At 43.8% G+C, this 21,992-nt stretch carries 17 protein-coding genes and 1 pseudogene; all 18 read left to right on the top strand.

Annotation, left to right across the window (positions count from 1 at the left end; translation table 11 throughout):
* The first annotated feature begins 99 nt into the window (after positions 1-99).
* The 18 genes and pseudogenes from C0033_RS15990 (at position 100) to C0033_RS15905 (ending at position 21,933) form a co-directional block, all read left to right on the top strand.
* Complete coding sequence (locus tag C0033_RS15990) at positions 100-1,653, top strand: extracellular solute-binding protein (protein ID WP_103228893.1); 1,554 nt, start codon at positions 100-102, stop codon at positions 1,651-1,653.
* Between the two features lie 34 nt (positions 1,654-1,687).
* A complete protein-coding gene (locus C0033_RS15985) occupies positions 1,688-4,009 on the top strand; it encodes a helix-turn-helix domain-containing protein (RefSeq protein WP_103228892.1) in 2,322 nt (773 codons plus the stop codon).
* Positions 4,010-4,012: 3 nt separating this feature from the next.
* Positions 4,013-4,927, top strand: coding sequence for an ABC transporter permease subunit (locus tag C0033_RS15980; RefSeq protein ID WP_103228891.1), 915 nt, complete (start codon positions 4,013-4,015; stop codon positions 4,925-4,927).
* Positions 4,928-4,938: 11 nt separating this feature from the next.
* Complete coding sequence (locus C0033_RS15975; protein ID WP_103228890.1) at positions 4,939-5,814, top strand: carbohydrate ABC transporter permease; 876 nt, start codon at positions 4,939-4,941, stop codon at positions 5,812-5,814.
* Positions 5,811-6,713: an HAD hydrolase-like protein gene (locus C0033_RS15970; protein WP_103228889.1), complete on the top strand. Its 903-nt coding sequence runs from the start codon at positions 5,811-5,813 to the stop codon at positions 6,711-6,713. Before C0033_RS15975 ends, C0033_RS15970 begins: the two co-directional genes overlap by 4 nt.
* Positions 6,710-8,137, top strand: coding sequence for an alpha-glucosidase/alpha-galactosidase (locus C0033_RS15965; protein ID WP_103228888.1), 1,428 nt, complete (start codon positions 6,710-6,712; stop codon positions 8,135-8,137). Before C0033_RS15970 ends, C0033_RS15965 begins: the two co-directional genes overlap by 4 nt.
* Positions 8,128-9,366 carry a hypothetical protein gene (locus tag C0033_RS15960; protein ID WP_103228887.1) on the top strand — a complete coding sequence of 413 codons (1,239 nt, stop codon included), beginning with the start codon at positions 8,128-8,130 and terminating at the stop codon, positions 9,364-9,366. The genes C0033_RS15965 and C0033_RS15960 overlap by 10 nt, the downstream gene beginning before the upstream one ends.
* Entirely contained in the window at positions 9,367-10,785 is a 1,419-nt protein-coding gene (locus tag C0033_RS15955; RefSeq protein ID WP_103228886.1) for a sulfatase-like hydrolase/transferase, read from the top strand.
* Between the two features lie 29 nt (positions 10,786-10,814).
* Positions 10,815-12,182 (top strand): MATE family efflux transporter, encoded by a 1,368-nt coding sequence (locus C0033_RS15950; protein WP_103228885.1) that lies wholly within the window; start codon positions 10,815-10,817, stop codon positions 12,180-12,182.
* A 204-nt stretch (positions 12,183-12,386) separates the two neighbouring features.
* A pseudogene (gene tnpA / locus C0033_RS15945) lies at positions 12,387-12,704 on the top strand (IS200/IS605 family transposase); the annotation flags it as partial.
* 510 nt (positions 12,705-13,214) lie between these two features.
* Positions 13,215-14,255 carry a PDDEXK nuclease domain-containing protein gene (locus C0033_RS15940; protein ID WP_180994768.1) on the top strand — a complete coding sequence of 347 codons (1,041 nt, stop codon included), beginning with the start codon at positions 13,215-13,217 and terminating at the stop codon, positions 14,253-14,255.
* Between the two features lie 352 nt (positions 14,256-14,607).
* Positions 14,608-15,096: a low molecular weight protein-tyrosine-phosphatase gene (locus tag C0033_RS15935; protein ID WP_103228883.1), complete on the top strand. Its 489-nt coding sequence runs from the start codon at positions 14,608-14,610 to the stop codon at positions 15,094-15,096.
* Positions 15,093-16,151 (top strand): Gfo/Idh/MocA family oxidoreductase, encoded by a 1,059-nt coding sequence (locus tag C0033_RS15930; protein ID WP_242984520.1) that lies wholly within the window; start codon positions 15,093-15,095, stop codon positions 16,149-16,151. Before C0033_RS15935 ends, C0033_RS15930 begins: the two co-directional genes overlap by 4 nt.
* A 61-nt stretch (positions 16,152-16,212) precedes the next feature.
* Positions 16,213-18,078 (top strand): AIPR family protein, encoded by a 1,866-nt coding sequence (locus tag C0033_RS15925; RefSeq protein ID WP_103228881.1) that lies wholly within the window; start codon positions 16,213-16,215, stop codon positions 18,076-18,078.
* A 12-nt stretch (positions 18,079-18,090) separates the two neighbouring features.
* A complete protein-coding gene (locus C0033_RS15920; RefSeq protein WP_103228880.1) occupies positions 18,091-18,990 on the top strand; it encodes a DMT family transporter in 900 nt (299 codons plus the stop codon).
* Between the two features lie 6 nt (positions 18,991-18,996).
* Positions 18,997-19,782 (top strand): aspartate dehydrogenase domain-containing protein, encoded by a 786-nt coding sequence (locus tag C0033_RS15915; RefSeq protein ID WP_103228879.1) that lies wholly within the window; start codon positions 18,997-18,999, stop codon positions 19,780-19,782.
* Between the two features lie 49 nt (positions 19,783-19,831).
* A complete protein-coding gene (locus C0033_RS15910) occupies positions 19,832-20,740 on the top strand; it encodes a D-isomer specific 2-hydroxyacid dehydrogenase family protein (protein ID WP_103228878.1) in 909 nt (302 codons plus the stop codon).
* Positions 20,741-20,871: 131 nt separating this feature from the next.
* Positions 20,872-21,933: an N-acetylmuramoyl-L-alanine amidase family protein gene (locus tag C0033_RS15905; RefSeq protein ID WP_103228877.1), complete on the top strand. Its 1,062-nt coding sequence runs from the start codon at positions 20,872-20,874 to the stop codon at positions 21,931-21,933.
* Positions 21,934-21,992: the final 59 nt, after the last annotated feature.

Here is a 21,992-nt window from a genome sequence, read left to right as displayed (position 1 = left end):
GGCTAAAAACAACTAATACAGATTGTACAGATAAGAATGTATTAGTAAAATGAAAGCAAATGTGAGGGCCCGCACAAAATTAAAAGGAGAAGATACAATATGAAAAAGAGATATTTGAAAAAAATAACGGCTGCTGCATTGGCTGTTGTACTTACAGTAAGCGGTTTATCAGGTTGTGGTCAGGGGAATCAAAAAGAGAGTGAAAAGCAGAGTGAAAAACAGGAGAGCGGTCAGGAAACGGTGAAAGAAAGCAGCGCAGAACAGGCGGAAACCGAAGGCCAGAGAGAAGTGGTAACGATCCGCTATATGGGCAAATCCGGCGTTTCCGAAACGGCGATTGAAGCGATTAAGAAAAAGGCCCTTGAAGATCTTCAGATTGATCTTGTTTGGGAGGATATCGATAAGAATGTATATGATGAAAAGGTGAATTTGGGATTTGCCGGCGGAAATATTGCGGATATCGTTTTTATCAGCACGTCAGAGCGTTTATCCGAAGCGGTGGAAAACAATGCAATTCTTCCAATGGACGAGGCGATTGCAAAGGACCCCAATTACGGTGCACTTCCGGCCGAGTATTTTGACAGCTGTAAGTATAACGGGAAAATTTATACGATACCAACGGTTAATAAAGTGCCTGTGACCATGATGTACCGCGCCGATTGGGCTAAAAAAGTCGGATATGAGACTCCGCCTTCAAATGCGGATGAATTATATGATATGCTCTACAAATTCACATATGAAGATCCAGACGGAAACGGCAAGGATGATACAACCGGATTCACCATGATCGGAGCTTTTACAACGACAAACCCCATCTGGCAGCTTTTTGTGGACGCCAGACCAACGCTGGAAATGGGATTATATTACGATGAAAATGAAAAGAAATTTAAATCTTCGATTTTGGATGAAGAAGGTATGACAGAAGCGCTGACATGGCTGAACAAAGCATATCAGGAAGGTGTGCTGGACAAAGAATGGATTGTGGATTCCAAGTCTACGGATGAAGAGAAATTTGTAACAGGAAAAACAGGAATGGCATTTAAGGAGCCGTTCCAGGCTAAGATCAGACAGGAAAAACTGCAGAAACTGCAGCCTGATGCAGAGCTTCAAATAATCCCTAATTTTCAGACCAGAACGGGAATGGCGTACCGGGTGGCGGATAACCGGGCGGTTAAGGAATATGTGACGGCAAACTGTAAATACCCGGAACGGGCTATGGAATTTTTAATGTACATGTATGGACCTAAGGGAATGTTTCTCCGTGCTTATGGAATTGAAGGCGAAACCTACACGGTTGAAAATGGGAAAATGGTGTTTAGCAATCCGGACGACGTCCAGATGCTTTTGGAAGAACATCTGATTTATACCAGCGTTTTCGATTTAAAACCGCCGGTAGAGGATGAACAGATGAACGGATATAAAAAGGCATTTGATGGGACGACAATCGTAAAAGATCCGGTGCGCTATATGGAAACCAGTCCTAAGACACTGGAAATCAGCAGTGATGTGAACAAAGCTGCCACAGAATTCCTGGCAAAAGTCATTATTGGAGAAAAACCGGTGTCCTCGTATCCGGAGCTGATAGCGGCAGTGGAAAAACTGGGGCTTAGAGAGGCACTTGATGAATTAAATGCAAATGCAGTTGTGGAATAAAATATAAAACGGTGAAAAGGATGGTGCGGCGCTTATGAAACAGAAGAAAGGCAGTTATTTTATCAGAGTTTTTATTACGCTGCTGGCTGTTATACTGGTGCCGCTTTCCGCCTTCACCGTAATATCAAGACGTATATTTGTCTGGAATATGAATCAGGAAATCGGTAAAACGAATCTGGAAATGCTGGAGCAGTCTAAAAAAGTGATCGACAGGTCATTAACCGATGTGCAGAACCTTTCCGATATGCTGATCAGCGATCCGTCTGTTATTGAGTTTGTCAACAGAAAGGTGGATCTGTCGGTTTATAAAAGCGCAGAGACGATTAACCGCATTACCAATACCATTTATGTTGTAAAAGAGGGAAACAGCTATCTGAAGGAAATCTATATTTACAGCAGGAATAATGACCTTCTTTTGTCCCAGGAAAATGGAATTTTACATAAGCTTTCAAAGGATCAGCAGGATAAACTGGAAAAGAGATACGAGGCCGGAGAACGGGAATTCTTTGTTATTACTGACGACGGCAGCGGACAGAAAGAGATCCGGATGGTGCGTCTTTTGGAAAGAAGTATCGGGCAGTTCAGCGGAGCGGTCATAATCGATTTGGACCTGACCGAATTTCTGCACAGTATCGAGCAGGTGTGCCTGAGAAAAACGGGCTATCTGCTGGTATTCGGCCCGGATGATACGCTCATAACATCCAGCCGGAAGGACCTGTATAAAATTGCACAGGCGGATGAACGTCCATGGATGGAACAGGCTTTTGGCAGCTATAACTGTGTATTTAACAAAGAAAAGCTGCTTCTGTCCAGCGTGGTCTCAGAAAACTTTGGCTGGCGTTATATGTCGGTGATCCCTGTTTCCGAAATCGATTATTCCATAAAGAATATAACGAATACACTGCTTATGGTATTTGCAGTCATCATTTCCTCTATGGTTTTCGTCACATATCTTCTGGCCCGTGAGATGAATACTCCTATCCAGATGATCCGTGATCTGCTGCTTGGAGAAAAGAAGGCCGGAGAAAGCTATCGCCAGGGACGGATTTACGGAGAGACACCGGATGTTAGGGCGGTACAGGCTGCGGTACAGGACATGGTTGGGAAGATGGACATCCATAAATCCGTAGTCAGCGAAAATGAAGTATTAAAATCGATCGTGGAGGACAACCGGCAGAGGCTGAAAAATTACTTCCTGATCCGTCTGGTTAACCAGGATATAACTGATCCGGCGGAAATCCGTCAGACGGCTGAAAATTATAACATACCGACAGATGATTACTTTGCGGTTATCTCCATTTCTTTTGCAAAGGGATATGCAAAGGCAACCTGCTGCATGGACAAAGAAGAGAAGAGGGATCTGAAGCTGGATATCTTGGCTCATGTAAAACTGCTGTTTAAGGATGAATGCTTCCAAGAAGCTTTTTATGAGGAGTCAAAACAGATTCTTTTACTGATTGGTTTGAATGAAAAAGAGTACAACGGGGACAGAGAACGTTCGATTAAAGGAAAATGTGAGATCATTCAGGACTTTATAAAAGAAAGCTATCATTTTCCGCCGACGATCCTCATTGGAGAATATTATAAGGGACTGGAAAATATATACCGTTCTTATCATGATGTGAATAACGCCAGAAAATACAGTTATGTGCTGGGCGCTGATTCCATGATATTAAGCAGTGAACTCAAGCGCTTAACAGAGGATTACCATACGCCGGAATATCCTTATCAGACCTTTTTGAAGAACAACCTTATGGCCGGGAATTACCAGAATGTGAAGCAGGTTATTGTAGAACTGAGGGAATATCTGCGCAATGATGTGGTTTTTGCGGTGCAGTACGGGTATTTTTACAAGGATATGATATCGATCCTGATTGGCTATGTCACCCAGGAGAATATGCAGAATATAGCCAATGAACTGGCCTATGCGCTTGTTAATTTTGAAAAGGTATTTGAAGATTTGGATGAAATTGTGGATTACCTGTACGAAATAATTGATAAAATCCAAAAAGAGCATCTATGCGCCAAGAGGATTGATCCGAATATAGAGCGGGTGATTGATATCATTCACAGCGAATATGAAAAACCGCTCAGTCTGGATGAGATGTCTCAGCGCCTTGATTTAACCAGCAGCTATATCAGCCGTTTGTTTAAAAAAGAGACAGGGCAGAACTTTAAAGATTATCTGACAAGATTCCGTATGATGAAGGCCAAGGAACTGCTTTTAAAAAGTAATTACAATATCAATGAAATCGCTTTAAAAACGGGATATTTGAACGGGGATCAGTTCGGACGGGCGTTTAAACAATTGGAAGGAATGACCCCCTATGAGTATAGAAAAAAGGTGAAGGAATAAAATATGAGCAGCAGCATAAAAAAAATATACCGGCAGATCGTCAGGCATCGTTTTGCCTATCTTTTAATGGCGCCGGGAATTCTGTTTTTTTTGGTATTTAACATCTATCCGTTGTATTTTCTGCAGATCGCATTTAAAAAATACAGCGTATTCGGTGGTCTGGAGAATGCTAAGTGGGTGGGACTTGACAATTTCAGGCGTCTGTTCGCGACTAAATATTTTGGACAGGCTTTGAGCAACACGTTGATTCTGAGTTTTTGCAATATTTTGGTGGGAATGGTGGTTCCCGTTGCGATCGCTCTGTTTATTAACGAACTTCGAAACCGCCGTTTTGCCAGGTTTGTCCAAACTTCGGTTTATCTCCCGCATTTTTTATCCTGGGTGATCGCCGGGGGCATATGGCTGTCGCTTCTGTCTCCTCAGGGCGGTCTTGTAAATGAGTTTTTGGGGCTGTTCGGAGTAGAGCCTATTTTCTTCGCAGCCAGGCCCGATCTTTTCCGGGGAGTTCTGGTATTTACCTATGCCTGGAAATCGGCGGGGTGGCAGAGCATCATTTATCTGGCGGCGGTGACGGGGATTGATTCCAGCCTTTACGAGGCGGCTAGAATCGATGGAGCAAGCAGGATGCAGTGTATGAAATGGATTACCATCCCCCTGATCCTGCCGACCATATCTGTAGTGACTATTTTACAGGTGGGCAAGGTGCTGGAATTATTTAACCAGGTGTTTGTTATGTATAATCCTGTAGTTGCGGAAGTTTCTGAAACGTTGGGGACATATGTATACAACATGGGGATCGTGAAAGGAGACATGTCTTTCGCCACAACGCTTGGATTGTTCAAATCATTGGTATCGGTAAGTCTTGTTTTGATTACCAATAAAATATCCAAAAAACTAAGCGGCAATTCTGTAGTGTGAGGAGAAGTTCTATGATAAATAAAGGAAAGAAAAGGATAGGCGGCCCCAAAGCCTGCGTGTTTGATTTTATAAATGTCAGCGTATTTTCAGCAATTTGTATTTTAATGATTTTCCCATTCGTGAATGTCCTCTGCCTGTCGCTGGAACCGGAGTGGATTGCTTCACAGACGGGTGTGATCCATCTGATACCGCGCCAAATTACATTTGAGGCATATAAAGCGGTGTTTCAGAATCCGGATATCAGCCATGCCTTTTTCAATTCCGTATTCGTGACTGCGGTCGGCAGCGTTTTGTCTCTGCTGGTGACGGCGATGATGGCCTATGCGCTGTCTGTAAAGGTGCCGGGGGCCAGGCTGGTTGGTTATCTTCTGGTATTTGTGATGACATTTAAAATAGATATCATTCCACAGTATATTCTGGTGAAACAGCTGGGGCTTATGGACAGCCTGTGGTCCCTGATTATATCCACATTGGCCACTACAAGAAACATTATATTGATGCGGGTCTTTTTTGAACAGCTTCCGGACAGTTTGAGGGAATCGGCCGCTTTGGACGGATGCAACGAGACTACATACTTTTTTAAAATCGCCCTTCCGCTGTCAAAACCGATCATGGCCACTATTGCGTTATTTTATGCGGAGGCCCACTGGAATGAATTTTTAAAGGCCACCATGTTTATTCAAAGTGAGTCAAAGAAGGTGCTTCAGGTCCTTCTTCGTGAAATCCTGATTGATAATGTGGCCAATGATGCGGCAATTTCAATAACCATGGGTAAAAATCTGAAGATGGCCACAGTGATTGTCACAATTGTACCGATTTTATGTGTTTATCCGTTTTTACAAAAATATTTTACAAAGGGAATTATGATTGGAGCGGTGAAAGGATGATGACACAGTTAGAGACATTTAAGCGCCGGCACGAGTTTTTCATTGGAGTAGATTCCGACGGCTGCGTATTTGATACGATGGAAACAAAGCATAAAAAGGTATTCATACCGCTGGCGGTTGAGATATGGGGGATGAAAGAGATCGAAAAGCAGTTTACAGAAACAGCTGAATTTGTCAATCTCTATTCCTGCCTGCGGGGGATGAACCGTTTCCCTGCGCTGCTAAAGACATTCAGGCTGATGGAGAACAGGAAGGATATGAAGCCGTTTCTGCATCGGCTGCCGCCCTTTCACCAGTTAGAAGATTTTTGTACATTTGCCAAATCTTATTCGAATCAGGAACTTTGCGGGTATATGACAGCGCATAAGGGAACGTTTTTGGAGGAACTGCTCTTTTGGAGTGAAGAGGGGGACCGGAGGATGAAGACAGAAACGGAAGGAAATCAGCCGTTTCCCTTTGCCAAACCGGCTTTGGAACGGATGGCACAGTTCTGTGATACTATGATTGTTTCGGCAGCCGCCTCTTCCGCTCTGGAACATGAATGGGGCCAATGCGGGCTTTTAGACTATATGAGCCTATGCGCGGGACAGGAATGGGGATCTAAAAAGAAACAACTGTCTGTTGTTGGTAAAAACGGATATCAGGAAGGACGGGCTTTGATGATAGGAGATTCTCCGGGAGATCTGGAAGCGGCCAAAGAAAATAAGATGCTGTTTTACCCAATTATTCCCCGTTGGGAAGAAAAGTCCTGGAGCTATTTTGGCGAGTCTGTTTTAGATGCTTTTTTAGAGGGCCGGTATGAGGGCGAATGGGAGAAAAAAATGATTTCCCGTTTTATGGAAGAGCAGCCAAGGTTTGCTGCATGGGAAACTCTGAATGGAGAGGTAAGTATAATATGAGATATGAAGGAAACATGGCTTACGATATAAAAATAGCCTATATAGGGGGAGGATCAAGAGGTTGGGCGTGGAAATTGATGGCTGACCTGGCCTTGGAGCCGGATATGCATGGTACAGTGGCGCTCTATGATATTGATTATGAACGGGCTCTGAGAAATGAACATATAGGAAACCGGGTTTCGGACAGAGCCGAGGCAGCAGGCAAATGGAAGTACATAGCGGTGGATACCATGGAAAGGGCATTGGAAGGGGCTGACTTTGTGATTGCCTCCATATTGCCCGGAACATTTGATGAGATGGAATCCGATGTGCATGAACCGGAAAAATACGGGATTTTTCAGTCCGTAGGCGATACGGTTGGGCCCGGAGGGCTGATCAGGGCCTTGAGAACCTTTCCTATCTATGAGGAACTGGCATTGAAGATACAAAAAATCTGCCCGGATGCGTGGCTGATTAACTATACCAATCCCATGACTTTATGCACCAGATTCTTATATGAGGTCTTTCCGCAAATCAAAGCGTTTGGATGCTGTCATGAAATCTTCGGAACGCAGAGAATACTTGCGAATGTCTATAAAAGGATGACCGGAGCAGAGGATGTGGACCAGAAAGATATAAAAATTAATGTATTGGGCATCAACCATTTTACCTGGATTGACAAGGCATCTTACAAAAATCAGGATTTAATGCCTTATTACAGAAAATTTGTTGAAGAGAATTACCGGGACGGGGTGGCCGGAATTGAAAAGGGACACTGGCTCAATCAATATTTCCAATCCATGCAAAGGGTAAAATTTGATCTGTTCTGCAAATTCGGATTGATTGCCGCTGCCGGTGACAGGCATCTGGCTGAGTTTGTACCCCAATGGTATCTGGGCAGTCCTGAAATGGCGGCGGAATGGAAATTTTCTCTTACTCCCGTGTCGTGGAGAAAAGAACGGGCCGTAAAATTATATGAAAAAAGCCTTAGGCTGGAACAGGGGACGGAAGAGATTGAATTGACGCCGTCGGGAGAAGAAGGCGTAGCTCAGATGAAAGCTTTGGCGGGTCTTAGTCCGTTAGTAACCAATGTGAATCTTCCCAATCGGGGTCAGATGGCAGACTTGCCCCTTGGCTGTGTAGTAGAAACCAATGCCGGTTTCGACAGCCGGGATGTCCGCCCGGTGATGGCCGGAACCCTTCCGGAAGAGGTGCGTATATTAGTCCTTCGCCACGTGATGAATCAGGAAACCATAATCCGGGGATACAGGAATGAGGACAAAGACCTGATCTTTAAGGCATTTATTAATGATCCGGCTATGAAGATCCGGCCGGATGAGGCAAAAAGGCTGTTTGACGCCATGCTTGAAAACACAAAAGCATATCTGCCGGAATGGCTTTTCAGTAAATCTCAGATATCATATGGGGGTGGAGAATGGGATTAAATTTGTCAAGAGATGACGAGGCTCTGCTGTCGCCGGAACATATGGAAATGTCATTAAATGCCGCCTGTCATTGGCTTACCGAAAAAGCTCAGATGAAAACCGAGTATTTGACGGATGAAAAGAACACGAAGGAGCATATTTACAGGAACTGGAAGGGAGCGATAAAGGGAGAGTATTCCGCATCCGTCCGGCAATGGGATTTCTACTGTCCGGTATGGCATACCGGGCAGGCCGTCAAGGCGCTGGTTCTGGCTTACCGTCTTACAGGAAGAGAAGAGTACCTGGATGGAGCCCGTGAAGGAAGCCGTTTTATCTACCGATATCAGATATGGGACGAAAATGATCCTTTACACGGATTGATTCTGGCTTATGAAAACAGAAATGATCTGGTATATACCTCGGCGGTTCTTGAATGTATGGACGGATTGATGGAGTTGGCTGAATTGGATCAGGATGAGGAAGCGTGGAAGCGGATTATCCGGGCTGCGGAATTTATCATCCGTTATACCTACCAGGACAACGGACTGTTTTGGGATGCATTTTCTGCTGTAGGAAGAGAAACTATTGTGCCAAACCACTGCAGGGTTAAGGAAGGCTGTGATGGCAGGCCGCTGCTGGATGACGGAGTTTTTTGCAGGCTTTATGAAAAAAACGGTGATATGAGATATAAAAAAATAGCTCAGGCAACAGCGGACCGGCTAATCAAGGAACAGAATCCACCGGGAAATTGGATCGATTTTTCTCCATGTAAGCCAGATAAGGGTATTTTACACCCGCGGCAAACCTATTGGTGGGGGATGCCGCTGCTGGATGTATATGAGATGACAGGCGATCCGGTTTATCTTGATAACGCTTTGATAAGCGGTGAATTTACCCGCAGAATGCTGAGAATTGACGGCGGAATGATGCGCGGGACAAATATAGAATTTAATACGGAATCATTTGGACATGCTGCAAGCGGTTCGGCATGTGCCGCAATTTTCATGCTGCGTTTGTACTGCATACAAAGAGAGGATAAATGGCTGGAAGCAGCGAAACGTGCTTTGAGCTTTTGCATGGAAATGCAGATTTATACATCAGAGGACACAAATTTAGCGGGAGTAATTGTAGAAAAAGTACTGCCTCCACGGGGAAGTGACCGGCTGCCGTACCAGATACGGGATATAGGAACAATATTTTATATCCAGGCGGCGGTCCAATATATTGAAATGAAGAAAAGAGAGTGTTGAATGAGGAAACCCAATCTGCTGTTTTTAATGTGTGACCAGTTGTCCGCATATGCTCTGTATAATAGCGCCTGTTTTACACCCAATATTGATAAACTGCGGGGCAGAAGTGTGACTTTTGATAAGGCGTATACGGTAAATGCAGTCTGTTCTCCGGCCCGCGCAAGCCTTATGACAGGGCTTTTGCCGCATAATCACGGCGTTTTGTGGGTTACTCATAATGCAGATGAGGATCAGGGATGTCTGCGTGAAGAACATCCCCATTTTGCACAGATTTTGAAAGATTCCGGTTATATAACCGGATATTTTGGAAAATGGCATGTGGAAAAATCAAAGATGCCCAAACGGTTCGGATGGCAGTATACGACAGAGGATTTTTTCAAAGAAGGTATTGATCTGCCATATAAGGCTCCTGAGGACAGCTTTATTGTGAAAAAAACGCTTAGAGAGCCGGAAGGGTATGACAAAAACCGTCTGTTTTATGGAGTGCGAGCATGCGGTGATCAGGGGATGAAGATGTATAATCCGGTAATATGCGGCGAACGTTTTTTAGAGAGCCGGCGCAGTGAAGATCCTCCGTGGGTCTGCATGGTCAGTACCCAAGAACCTCATGATCCTTTTGTCTGTACAAAAGAATATTTCGAACGATACAATGTAAATGATATTGAACTTCATCCCAGCTGTTTTGATACGCTGGAAAATCAGCCATATTTGTATAAAAAGGCCGGAAGAGCATGGGCTAATTTAACTCTTTTTGAAAAAAAAGAGGCTGCCGCCTGCTATTACGCTATAATTACACAGATAGACAAGCTTTTCGGCAGGCTTATCGATAAATTAGATGAAATCGGACAAAGAGAAAATACGATTATTATCCTCACTGCGGACCATGGCGAACTTCTTGGAGCAAAAGGGCTTTACAGCAAGAATATTTCCGCTTCGGAATTGATCTATAATATACCGCTCATTATCTCCGCGCCCGGCTGCTGCAGTAATGCAATCTCTCATGCCAAACTGACTTTGGCAGATGTCTGTCAGACCCTGCTTGATCTATGCGGCATGCCTTTGATTGAAACCGGGGATTCCAGATCCGGTAAAATAGTCTTAGAAAATCCCCGGAAATATGATAAAGAATTTGACTGCTGCTATGCGGAATATTACGGGGGCAGAATTATGCTGACACAGCGCATTATATGGAAGGGCAGCTATAAATATGTTTTCAACGGATTTGACAAAGATGAACTGTATGATTTGGAAAAAGATCCATATGAGCTGAAGAATTGTATCGATGATCCTTCTTATGGGGAGGTGCTCAAACAAATGGTAAGTATTTTGTGGCAGAAGCTGCGTGAAACCAAGGATAAAAGCTTGCTGGAATCAGATTATCCAATTCTTCGCCTTGCGCCTTATGGACCGGAAATTTAACATTTAACTGAGGGAGAAAGGGAAGCAGTATGGAAACTAAAAAAATGGGGACTGATTTTACTGAAGGAGATGTGACCGGTATTCTCCTTAAATTTGTAACGCCATTTTTGCTGGCCAGTGTGCTGAATAGCATTTACAATACGGTTGATATGATAATTATTGGCAAATATGTGGGAAGCGTGGGGACGGTTGCAGTGGCCCAAGGTGGTAAGATACTGAATTTATTCACCGTGGTAAGCACCGGGCTGGCTTCCGGAGGGCAGGTGCTTATCTCCCAACAGGTTGGGGCAAACAGAAGAGAGGAACTAAACTCCACGATTGGAACCATGTTTTGTATGCTTTCTGTTTTTTCTGTATCAGTCAGTATTTTATGCATTCTATTCTCCGTAAATATATTGGAGTGGTTAAAGATTCCGAAAGAATCTTATACCGCCTCATTCTATTATTTTATAATCACCAGCGCAGGTCTGCCTTTGGTATTTGGTTATAACGCCGTTTGTTCCGTACTGCGCGGTATGGGGGATTCTATGAATCCCTTAAAATTTATAGCGTTAGCTGCCGCCGTTAACCTGATACTGGATTTGGTGTTTATCATCGGTTTTCATATGGGGGCAGCGGGAACCGCTCTGGCAACCATAATTGGACAAAGCGTGGCATTTTTTGTTTCGTTGGTTATGCTGTATCGGAAACGGGAACAATTCGGATTTGATTTTAAAAGAAGCAGCTTCCGTATTGATAGAAATAAGATGAGAATTATCTTGAAAGTGGGAGCGCCTACTGCTGCCCAAAGCGCATTAATTAATGTTACCCAGCTGTACATGATCAGTTATGTCAACTCATTTGGGCTGGTTCAATCAGCAGCTTACAGCATTGGAGACAGGATTATTGCGCTGTGTAATGTTGTTACACAGAGCATTAAACAGGCGGGAGGAGCTGTTGCCGGACAAAACTTGGGCGCAAGGCTTCCTGACCGGGCGAGAAATGTGGTGCGCTCTTCTGTGATGATAACGATGCCGGTAGCCGTCATATTGGCGCTGCTGTCGCTTATCTTCCCGATGGCATTTTTCCGCCTGTTCACTGACGATGCCGGAGTACTGGCGTATAGCCGGTCTTTTATGCAGATAGCAGCCGTCACATATCTTCTGGCTGTCTTTTCAAGTTCTTATTCCATCATCACGATTGGATCGGGAAATTCAAAATTGGGATTTTTAAGCGGCCTTCTGGATGGGGTAGTGTTCCGGATCGGTTTGTGCTTTTTCTTTGGTTTTTTCCTAAACATGGAGGTAAGGGGCTTTTTCCTGGGAAGTAATATGGCGAGAATTGCTGTGGTATTGGTTAACGGAATTTACTATTACAGCGGCGCATGGAGGCGTAGAAAATTGCTGGTTGAGATGTGAAAACGGGAGGGAGGAGTATCGGAAATCCATAATTGACATATGTGGTAGAAATGGATTATAATGAAGGTACAAAAAAGGCAGTTCACTCCAAGCGAGTGGCGTCCAAAATATTATGTATCTATAAAAATAGTCACATTTGCTTTGGGGGGCGGGTGACTATTTTTTTGTACCTATAATCATAACAACAAAAATCACTCCGCTTGCTATAATAGAGGAGTCCAGATAATAGAGGGGCATTTAATGCCAGACCATGTCCATATGCTGGTAAGTATCCCACCAAAAATCAGCGTATCCAGCTTTATGGGCTACTTGAAAGGAAAGTCGGCATTGATGATGTTTGATCGTCATGCCAATTTAAAGTATAAGTTTGGGAAGCGACATTTCTGGGCTGAAGGTTACTACGTAAGCACAGTAGGTTTAAACGAGGACACCATCAAGAAGTATATACAAGATCAGGAGAAGGCAGATATTATGCTGGATAAGTTAAGTGTGAAAGAATACGAAGACCCCTTTAGGGGTTAGTCGGTATTCAGATAGCCCCTTGAAGGGGCGGCAACAGAGGAAAAAGCACAAAGTGGTTTGAACGAAGTGAAAGCCAGCGCCTTGAGACGCTGGCCTAGTAACAAAGGCTTATAGCCGAAGCGCGAGCCACCCGTTTGACGGGTGGCAGCGACTTTGCTAAATCATACATCTGATTTTCAAAAAATCTGAAATAGCATTCTTTAACATATGCCAGAACCCATCTTGTTGTCTTCGAAAATGATTGTTTAATTATGGGCGTTATTGTAAAATCTATAGTAATGAATAGTAGAAAGGAATTTCTTGATATGCAAGAAAATAACAAATCCTGCCATGTGCTTTTTGTGTGCCACGGCAGTATCTTGAAAAATCTCGGAAAAGCCAGTAAAATCAACGGTTTCACGGCAGATAGATGCTTTTGCTACACCACTACTACACCATTTTTGAAAGAGTTTTGATGTGACAAGGGAAGCACGTTAAAATATAATTATTATAGGGAATCGAGGAGACATGATGGAAAATCATTTGACGCCATACCAATCAGTTATTTCAGAAATTAAGAGTATTATTTCCTCTGGACAAGAAGCCGCCTATAGCGCCTCTAGCAAGGCAATGCTACTTACCTATTGGAATATCGGAAAACGAATTGTAGAGCAGGAACTGGGTGGCAGTGAACGTGCAGAGTACGGTAGAGGTTTGATTTCTGCATTGGCAGATGATTTGACAAAGGAGTTTGGAAAAAATTATTCCAAAAGAAATTTGCATTATTACATCAAATTTTATCAGTGCTTTCCCGATGAGCAGATTGTGAACGCGTGCGTTCACAATCTTAACTGGACGCATATTAGGAGTCTTCTCCGTGTTACGGATGAAAATGCACGTTATTGGTATATGAAGGAGGCGGTTGACGAGAGCTGGAGTTCAAGAACCTTAGATCGTAATATCAGTACGCAATATTATCATAGACTTCTTCAAACTCCGAAAAAAGATGCTGTAATTGAAGAAATGAAACGGAAAACCGCGGAATTTCAAAAAAATCAATTTGAATTAATCAAAAGACCAGTGATTGCAGAATTCCTTGGATTCAAAAATGAGGATACTTACTTAGAGGGAGATTTGGAATCTGCCATTCTTTCACATATTAGAGATTTTTTGATGGAATTGGGCAGAGGATTTGCGTTTGTGGCTCGTCAGCAACATATTGTAACGGAAACTTCGGACTACTATTTAGATCTCGTTTTTTACAATATCGAACTGAAATGTTATGTCTTAATCGATTTGAAAATGGGCAGAATTACTCATCAGGATGTAGGACAAATTGATATGTATGTGCGCATGTATGATGATTTAAAGCGAGGGCATGGAGATAATCCAACCATTGGGATTTTATTGTGTTCAGAAACTGATGAGGATATTGCCAGATATTCCGTACTTCATGATAATGACCGATTGTTTATGTCAAAATATCTGACTTATTTGCCTACGAAAGAGCAGTTGAAAGCAGAGATTGAGCGTCAGAAAGAAATTTTTTCTATGCAACATTCAGATTTTTGAGAGAAATGGAGATTGCAAAAATGATAAAAACAGAGGTGTTTCCGGCTATTCGAATGAAAATTGACAGATTATTAAAGATTACAAATGAATATCAATTTTATGATCTCGTGATGGCGATATACTGCATTAATCTATGTATTAATAACAGATCTGTTTTAGAATCTTGTTTGGCACTAAATGCTTGCCTACTTTAGCGAGAAAGACTTCGCATGAAGATGAACTTAATATGGCATTAGATAGTAAAGAAATTGGGGCGGCATAATTCCGCCCTTTTTCAAATGAAAATGATTGTTTAATTATGGGCGTTATTGTAAAATCTATAGTAATGAATAGTAGAAAGGAATTTCTTGATATGCAAGAAAATAACAAATCCTGCCATGTGCTTTTTGTATGTCACGGCAACATTTGCCGTTCCCCGATGGCAGAATACGTTCTAAAAGACATGGTAAAAAAACAAGGCCTCGCCCGGAATTTTTACATCGATTCCGCGGCCACCAGCACCGAGGAGATCGGCAATCCGGTTCATTACGGAACAAAAGAAAAGCTCCGCAGGGAGGGCATTCCCGTTGGGGATCACCGCGCGGTGCAGTTGAAGAAAAAAGATTATGAATCATACGATTATCTGATCGGCATGGAGCAGAGAAATATCACCAATATGCTCCGCATCTTAGGCGGCGATCCACTGCATAAAGTATACCGGCTGCTGGATTTTTCAGAAAGGCCGGGAGATATTGCCGATCCTTGGTATACGGGCAATTTCGATGTCACTTATGAAGATATTTGTGAGGGATGCCGGGGATTTTTAGAGATGTTAAAGGGAGAAGAGGGGAAGATAGGATGAGTTTGAGATTTGTTATAGTGGGTTCCGGCTGGCGTTCCCTTTTTTATGCCAGAATTGCGGCGGAGCATCCGGAAATGTTTCATTTAGAAGCAGTTCTGTGCCGGAATGAAGAGAAGGTGCAGAAGTTAAAACAGGAATACGGATTGCCTGCCACCATGTCGGAAGAGGAATGCGAAGCCGCCAGCCCCGATTTTGTGGTGGTTGCGGTCAGCAAGCCATCTATCTGCGAAGTTACGTTAAAATGGGCTGGAAAAGGTTATCCTGTGCTGTGCGAGACGCCTGCCGCTCTTACGCAGGAAGATCTTGGAAGAATCTGGAATATGGCTGAAAACGGCGCTAAGATACAGGTAGCGGAGCAGTATTTTCAGTATCCCATGATAGCGGCCGCTTTGGAAGCGGTGAGGCGGGGATATCTGGGAGATCCGTATGCGGTCAATATTTCCCTGGCTCACGATTACCACGGAGCCAGCCTGATCCGGCGGTTTTTAAATCTGGATGTGAACACGCCGGTGAAACTCTATGGGAAACGCTTTACATTTCCGGTTATGGAAACAGGTTCCAGAGCAGGAGATGTGACGAACGGAAGCATAAAAGACAGGGACAGGATTCGTCTCACATTAGAATTTGACAATGGGAAAGCGGCTTTTTATGATTTTTCAGGAGTGCAGTATCATTCCTACATCAGAAGCCGCCATTTGAATGTCCGGGGGGTAAAAGGAGAACTGGACGATCTGACCCTTCGCTATACGGATGATAAGTTCCGCCCTGTGATGAGGGAACTGGAAGTCAATTGGACGGAGGATAAAAAAGGAATCCGTTCTGTTGCCATGGGAAATGAAGTGCTGTATGAAAATCCGTTCAGCACCGGAATCATGCCCCAGGATGAAACAGCCATAGCCGCCCTTATGATGGGGATGAAACAGTTTATAGAAGACGGCAAACCGGTATATCCGCTGGCGGATGCCCTTCAGGACGCCTATACGCTGATACTCATGAATCAGGCGCTGGAACATCCGGGAGAGGTTGTAAAATCTGATCCCCAGATCTGGCAGTAAGATGGATTCGGCAATAAAGGGGGAAATTATAAAACTATTATAGTACTAAAGAGGTTATAGGATGGAGAAGTATGATATATTAGTCAGAATATTAGACGAATTGCGCAATGAAGCGCCGAAGAACTATAAGCGCTATTATCCGGCGGACAATGAAAAGGAACTGATGAACCAGGCCAGGTCCAGAGCATTTATTCATCTGTTCTTTAAGGTATGGTACGGGCTGGATGATTTTGTGGACCGGGAAAACTACATTACGGACGATCCCTATGACGGAGGGATTGACGCCTATTATATTGACCAGGACAGAAAAGAGATTATCCTGATCCAGTCCAAATTCCGGGACAGCAAGGATAATTTTGAAAAAAAGGAGATCGATATTTCAGAAATCCTGAAGATGGATATTTTCAGGATAACAAAGGGAGAGAAACAGAACCGGGACGGACATGATTATAATAAGAAAATTCACGCTATGCAGAAGAAGATCAGCGAGATCGGGGACGTGGGACGCTACAATTACCGCGTGATTATTCTGGCTAATTTAAAGCGGGTGGATGAGGAAGATTTATTCCGGCTTACGGGCGGAATCTGCGCGGAAGTGTTCGATTATGAAAAATGCTATACAAAACTGGTATTTCCAATAGTCACCGGCTGCTGCTTTAATGCGGACGAGATCAGGATTAACTTATCGCTCAGCAATAAAGAGGGAAATGACGGAAGAATCGTGTATTTTGTTCAGACGGAATACAGCCAGTGCAAGATCATGGTTTTATTCGTTCCCGTTTTGGAAATTGCTAAAATTATGGATAAATATAAAAATTCCATTTTAAAATACAATCCCCGCTGTTATCTGAGCCTGAAGGAAAATGACATCAATACAAAGATTGAAAAGACTATTGTGGATAAAAAGACCAATGAATTTGCGCTTTATAACAATGGGATTACCATTTTGTCCGACGGAACCGAGATCAATTCTCAGATCGGCGTCAAAGACCAGGCCCAGATGCTCATCACCAATCCCCAGATCATCAATGGCGGTCAGACCGCATATACCTTGTCCTGCATCTACAGGGATCACAAAAATGACCTGTCCGTATTTGATGAAAAAGAGGTTATGGTAAAAGTAATTACTTTTTTGGATGACAGTATCGAAGAACATAAGAGACGGGCGCTGATTGAAGAATTGTCCAGGGCGACCAATGAACAGTCTCCTGTGAACGAAGCCGACCGCCGGGCCAATGACAACATGCAGATCTATTACCAGGATATGATTTATAAGGATTTCGGCTATTTCTATGACAGGAAACGGGGCGAATTTTATGATGGAGAGGAAAAAAATTACATTGATTCCAACAATGTTGTAAACCGTTCCGTATTCATAAGAATCGCTGCCAGCATCAGAGGAGATGTGGCAAAAGCCAGGAGAAATGGAGACGACACCTTATTCAGAAAAGACAGCTTTGAAGAGTTGTTTAAAGAAAAATCCTATTACAAGATCTACATGTATGGATTTTTCTGCCACCAGTATTTGAATGAAATCGAACGGAAATATGAGAAAAGTGTCAATAATAAGTTTGGCCTCAACACCTACGGCAATGCCCTGCGTTACGGAAAATATGCGGTGGTCAATGTGGTCAGCCAGAGATACGATCCGAAACTTCCGTTTTCAGACTACCAGAAGCATGCCCGCCGGTATACCGAAGAAGCTTTGAAGCAGTGGATGAAATTTGAGGATGTGATAACTGACAAACCGGCTAACTGGGATTATTTTAATTATACGGTGGATGAGGACGGAAAGACCAGTTACTATCACAATTTTGACGGTTATTATAAAGGGCGGACCGTCAATGAGGACATAAAAAGCTACTCTTTTTGGAAAAAGAAGAAAATGAATTTGGCAGAGCTGCAGGCAGCGGTGACCACAGAATAGAGGACGGACATAATGAACAGGAAATATAAAGGAATTATCTATATTATTTTATCCGCATTTTCATTTGCGGTGATGAATGTGTTTGTGCGCATGGCAGGGGAACTGCCTTCGGTGCAGAAGAGCTTTTTCAGGAATCTGGTGGCATTTTTCTTTGCCATCGCGGTGATGAAACGTCAGCATATCTGGATCACTAATGCCAAGGCGAATCTTCCCAGACTGATTCTGCGTTCCACCTTTGGGACCATCGGCATTCTCTGCAACTTTTATGCGGTGGACCATCTGGTGCTGGCCGACGCGTCCATGCTGAGCAAGATGTCTCCATTTTTCGCCATTATATTCAGCTTTTTGATCTTGGGAGAAAAGGTGAAGCTTACTCAGGGACTTTGCGTGGCGGGGGCATTTATCGGAAGCCTTTTTATCATCAAACCGACCTTTGTCAATATGGACCTGATGCCGTCGCTGATCGGCCTTTTGGGCGGCCTCTGCTCGGGGGCGGCTTATACGCTGGTGCGCTCTCTGGGAGAGAGAGGGGAAAAAGGGCCGTTTATCGTATTTTTCTTCTCAGGCTTTTCCTGTCTGGTGACGCTTCCGTACCTGCTTTTCAGTTACCATGCGATGTCCGGCTATCAGCTTTGCATGCTGCTTCTGGCCGGTTTAGCGGCGTCTGGAGGACAGTTTTCAATTACGGCCGCTTACTGCAATGCTCCGGCCAGGGAAATCTCGGTTTACGACTACTCGCAGATCATATTTTCCGCAGTTTTGGGATTTTTCCTGTTTAATCAGGTTCCGGACTGGTTTAGCTGGTGCGGCTATGCTATAATCTGTGGTATGGCAGTCATCATGTTTTTATATAATAACGGAGGTCTGCACGTAAAGAAGAAAGCAAAAAAGTATGAAGAAATTATGAGGTAGATTTACATGGGAAAATTACGATTGGGAATTTTAGGATGCGGCTATCTGTCCAATATTGTTGTGGACGCATATAACAAGGGGCTGCTGGAAGAATATGAGCTGGTGGGCGTGCTTGGAAGAAGCCGGGAGGCGTCCGAGGCGCTGGCTAAAAAGGCGGGATGCAGGGCGTATGACACCATAGAAGAACTGCTGGAGCAGAAACCGGACTACATTGCGGAAGCCGCTTCCGGACAGGCGGTAAGGGATTATGCCGAAACCATTTTATCAAATGGATGTAATTTCGCGGTACTTTCCATCGGAGCGTTTGCGGATCAGGAATTGTATGAGCGGGTCATTAAAACTGCCGGACAGCACGGAACAAAGGTACATATAGCATCGGGCGCAATCGGAGGATTTGATGTGCTACGGACCGTTTCTCTGATGGGAGCGGTGACTTCCGGAATTGAAACCAGAAAAGGGCCTGCTTCCCTGAAGGGAACGCCTTTATTCGAAGAGCATCTGATGAGCGACAGTGAAACTTCACATGTTTTTGAAGGCAATGCGAAAAAAGCCATCAGCCTGCTTCCTACAAAGGTAAATGTAGCAGTTGCGACCGCTCTTGCAACAGCCGGAGCTGAGAAAACAAGTGTGAATATTTACAGCGTTCCGGGAATGGTGGGAGACGACCATAAGATCACAGCTGAGATCGAGGGAATCAAAGCGGTTGTGGATATCTATTCCGGCACCAGCGAGATCGCAGGATGGAGCCTTGTGGCTCTGCTTCGCAACCTGGTATCCCCTATTATGTTCTAAGGATTAAAATGAGTGCCTGACCGGCAGAGTAAGAGAAGGAGACGTGAATATGGAACGTTTTAAAAAATTAGTGGCCATTGAACCGGTAAGTCTGGTGGAATGGGGAGTAGAAGAATTAAAACAGTATGCGGATGAGATCGTCATGTTCGACGATGTTCCATCCGGCGACGATGAGATCGTGCGACGGATCGGGGATGCGGACGGGGTGCTGCTCAGTTATACTTCCAGAATTGACAAGTATGTATTTGAACATTGTCCCAATATCAAGTATGTGGGAATGTGCTGCAGCCTTTATTCGGAGGAAAGCGCCAATGTGGACATCGCTTATGCAAGAACCAAGGGGATTACGGTGTTGGGAATCCGGGATTACGGCGACAGAGGAGTTGTGGAATATGTGCTTTACCAATTAGTCCGCATGCTTCACGGCTACGACTTTCCGATGTGGAGCGATCAGCCGCTGGAACTTACGGATTTAAAGGTTGGTATCATAGGTATGGGAGTTACAGGCGGGATGATTGCAGACGCCCTTCATTTTATGGGATCAGACGTGTCTTATTACAGCAGAACCAGAAAGCCGGAAAAAGAAGAGCAGGGAATTGGATTCAAACCGCTTAATGATCTTTTAAAAGACAGCCAGGTAGTATTTGCCTGCCTGAATAAGAATGTGATTTTACTTCATGAAGAGGAATTCAATCTGCTGGGAAATCATAAGATTCTGTTCAATACTTCCATCGGCCCGGCATCCGATCTGCCCGCATTGAAAAAATGGCTGGAATCGTCAGACAATTATTATTGCTGTGATACAGAGGGCGCAATCGGCGATCCCGACGGCATTTTAGTCAACCAGTCCAATGTTGTCTGCATTAAAATGTCGGCCGGAAGGACAAAACAGGCATTTGAACTGCTGAGCAGAAAAGTGTTAGACAATATTTGTTCATATCTTGTTAATAAATCGTAATATTTGTTAATAATAAAGAAATTGAATGAAACTGTTTCTTATACTACAATATAAATAGATAATTCGTAAGAATTAAGTTGATAAATTAATTATCCTGTAGTAAAAAATAATTGGATGGAGGAGGCAGTGATATGAAGAAATGTTGGAAAAATTGGATATGTGTCGCTATGGCGGCGGTTATGACAGTTGGTATGGGGATGACGGTTTTTGCTGCGGATACGAAGATCGACAAGGTAACGGTTTCATTTTCTTATGGTGAAGAACCCAAGTCGGGGGATTCAGTCGGAGACGTTAAGGCTACAACCGGCAGTAATGAATTCTACATCGATAATGCAGAATACACAAATGATGTGGATACATGGAGCGTAGGCGACCGTCCTACCGTCAGAGTTGATCTTACTGCAAAGGATGGCTATAAATTCTCTTATACCTCTAAGAGCCATTTTTCATTATCTGGCTGCAGCGCAGAATTCAACAAGGCGAAGATCTATGACGACGGAGCTACCATGGAGCTCACCGTATATCTGAAGAGGATCGGCGGAAAGCTGAGTGAAGTGGAAAACATCGAGTGGGTTGGAACTACAGCGGTATGGGACCGTATGGAAGGCGCGAAGAGCTATGAAGTCCGTCTCTACAGGGATGAGAGATCAATTGAAACATTTTCTACCACCAATACTTCTTATGATTTGGCAAGTTATCTCACAAGAGAAGGAAGCTATGCATTTAAGGTTCGTGCGATCTCTGATTATAATAACAGAGCCGGTGAATGGACAGATTTTTCCGACGACTATCATATTGATGAAGACAATGTGAGATATTACAGCGGAAACGGAAACTGGCGGCAGAATCAGCGCGGCTGGTGGTATGAATATGCCGGAGGCGGTTATCCAAAGAACGAATGGAAACAGATCAACAATGCATGGTACTATTTCAACTGGGAAGGTTATATGCTGACCGGATGGCAGAATATCGGCAATAACTGGTATTATTTAAGCAACAGCGGAGCGATGCTGACCGGATGGCAGTATATCAACAACAACTGGTATTATCTGGACGGCAGCGGAGTGATGCTGACCGGATGGCAGCATATTAACGGAAACTGGTATTACATGGACCGCAGCGGTGCGATGTATGCCAACTGCCAGACACCGGACGGCTATTATGTAAATGCATCAGGAGCAAGAGTGAACTAGTTTGAGCTGAGACAGAAAGAAAATTTAATAGAAATGTAAAACAGCAGGAGCAATAGTGT

The organism is Clostridium sp. chh4-2 (assembly GCF_002899675.1).
Taxonomy (GTDB): domain Bacteria; phylum Bacillota; class Clostridia; order Lachnospirales; family Lachnospiraceae; genus CHH4-2.
This window is presented reverse-complemented; position numbering and strand designations above follow the sequence as displayed.

Coding starts and splice junctions, on each gene's coding strand:
- C0033_RS15990 (WP_103228893.1), top strand. CDS start 100: ATGAAAAAGAGATATTTGAAAAAAATAACGGCTGCTGCATTGGCTGTT.
- C0033_RS15985 (WP_103228892.1), top strand. CDS start 1,688: ATGAAACAGAAGAAAGGCAGTTATTTTATCAGAGTTTTTATTACGCTG.
- C0033_RS15980 (WP_103228891.1), top strand. CDS start 4,013: ATGAGCAGCAGCATAAAAAAAATATACCGGCAGATCGTCAGGCATCGT.
- C0033_RS15975 (WP_103228890.1), top strand. CDS start 4,939: ATGATAAATAAAGGAAAGAAAAGGATAGGCGGCCCCAAAGCCTGCGTG.
- C0033_RS15970 (WP_103228889.1), top strand. CDS start 5,811: ATGATGACACAGTTAGAGACATTTAAGCGCCGGCACGAGTTTTTCATT.
- C0033_RS15965 (WP_103228888.1), top strand. CDS start 6,710: ATGAGATATGAAGGAAACATGGCTTACGATATAAAAATAGCCTATATA.
- C0033_RS15960 (WP_103228887.1), top strand. CDS start 8,128: ATGGGATTAAATTTGTCAAGAGATGACGAGGCTCTGCTGTCGCCGGAA.
- C0033_RS15955 (WP_103228886.1), top strand. CDS start 9,367: ATGAGGAAACCCAATCTGCTGTTTTTAATGTGTGACCAGTTGTCCGCA.
- C0033_RS15950 (WP_103228885.1), top strand. CDS start 10,815: ATGGAAACTAAAAAAATGGGGACTGATTTTACTGAAGGAGATGTGACC.
- C0033_RS15940 (WP_180994768.1), top strand. CDS start 13,215: ATGGAAAATCATTTGACGCCATACCAATCAGTTATTTCAGAAATTAAG.
- C0033_RS15935 (WP_103228883.1), top strand. CDS start 14,608: ATGCAAGAAAATAACAAATCCTGCCATGTGCTTTTTGTATGTCACGGC.
- C0033_RS15930 (WP_242984520.1), top strand. CDS start 15,093: ATGAGTTTGAGATTTGTTATAGTGGGTTCCGGCTGGCGTTCCCTTTTT.
- C0033_RS15925 (WP_103228881.1), top strand. CDS start 16,213: ATGGAGAAGTATGATATATTAGTCAGAATATTAGACGAATTGCGCAAT.
- C0033_RS15920 (WP_103228880.1), top strand. CDS start 18,091: ATGAACAGGAAATATAAAGGAATTATCTATATTATTTTATCCGCATTT.
- C0033_RS15915 (WP_103228879.1), top strand. CDS start 18,997: ATGGGAAAATTACGATTGGGAATTTTAGGATGCGGCTATCTGTCCAAT.
- C0033_RS15910 (WP_103228878.1), top strand. CDS start 19,832: ATGGAACGTTTTAAAAAATTAGTGGCCATTGAACCGGTAAGTCTGGTG.
- C0033_RS15905 (WP_103228877.1), top strand. CDS start 20,872: ATGAAGAAATGTTGGAAAAATTGGATATGTGTCGCTATGGCGGCGGTT.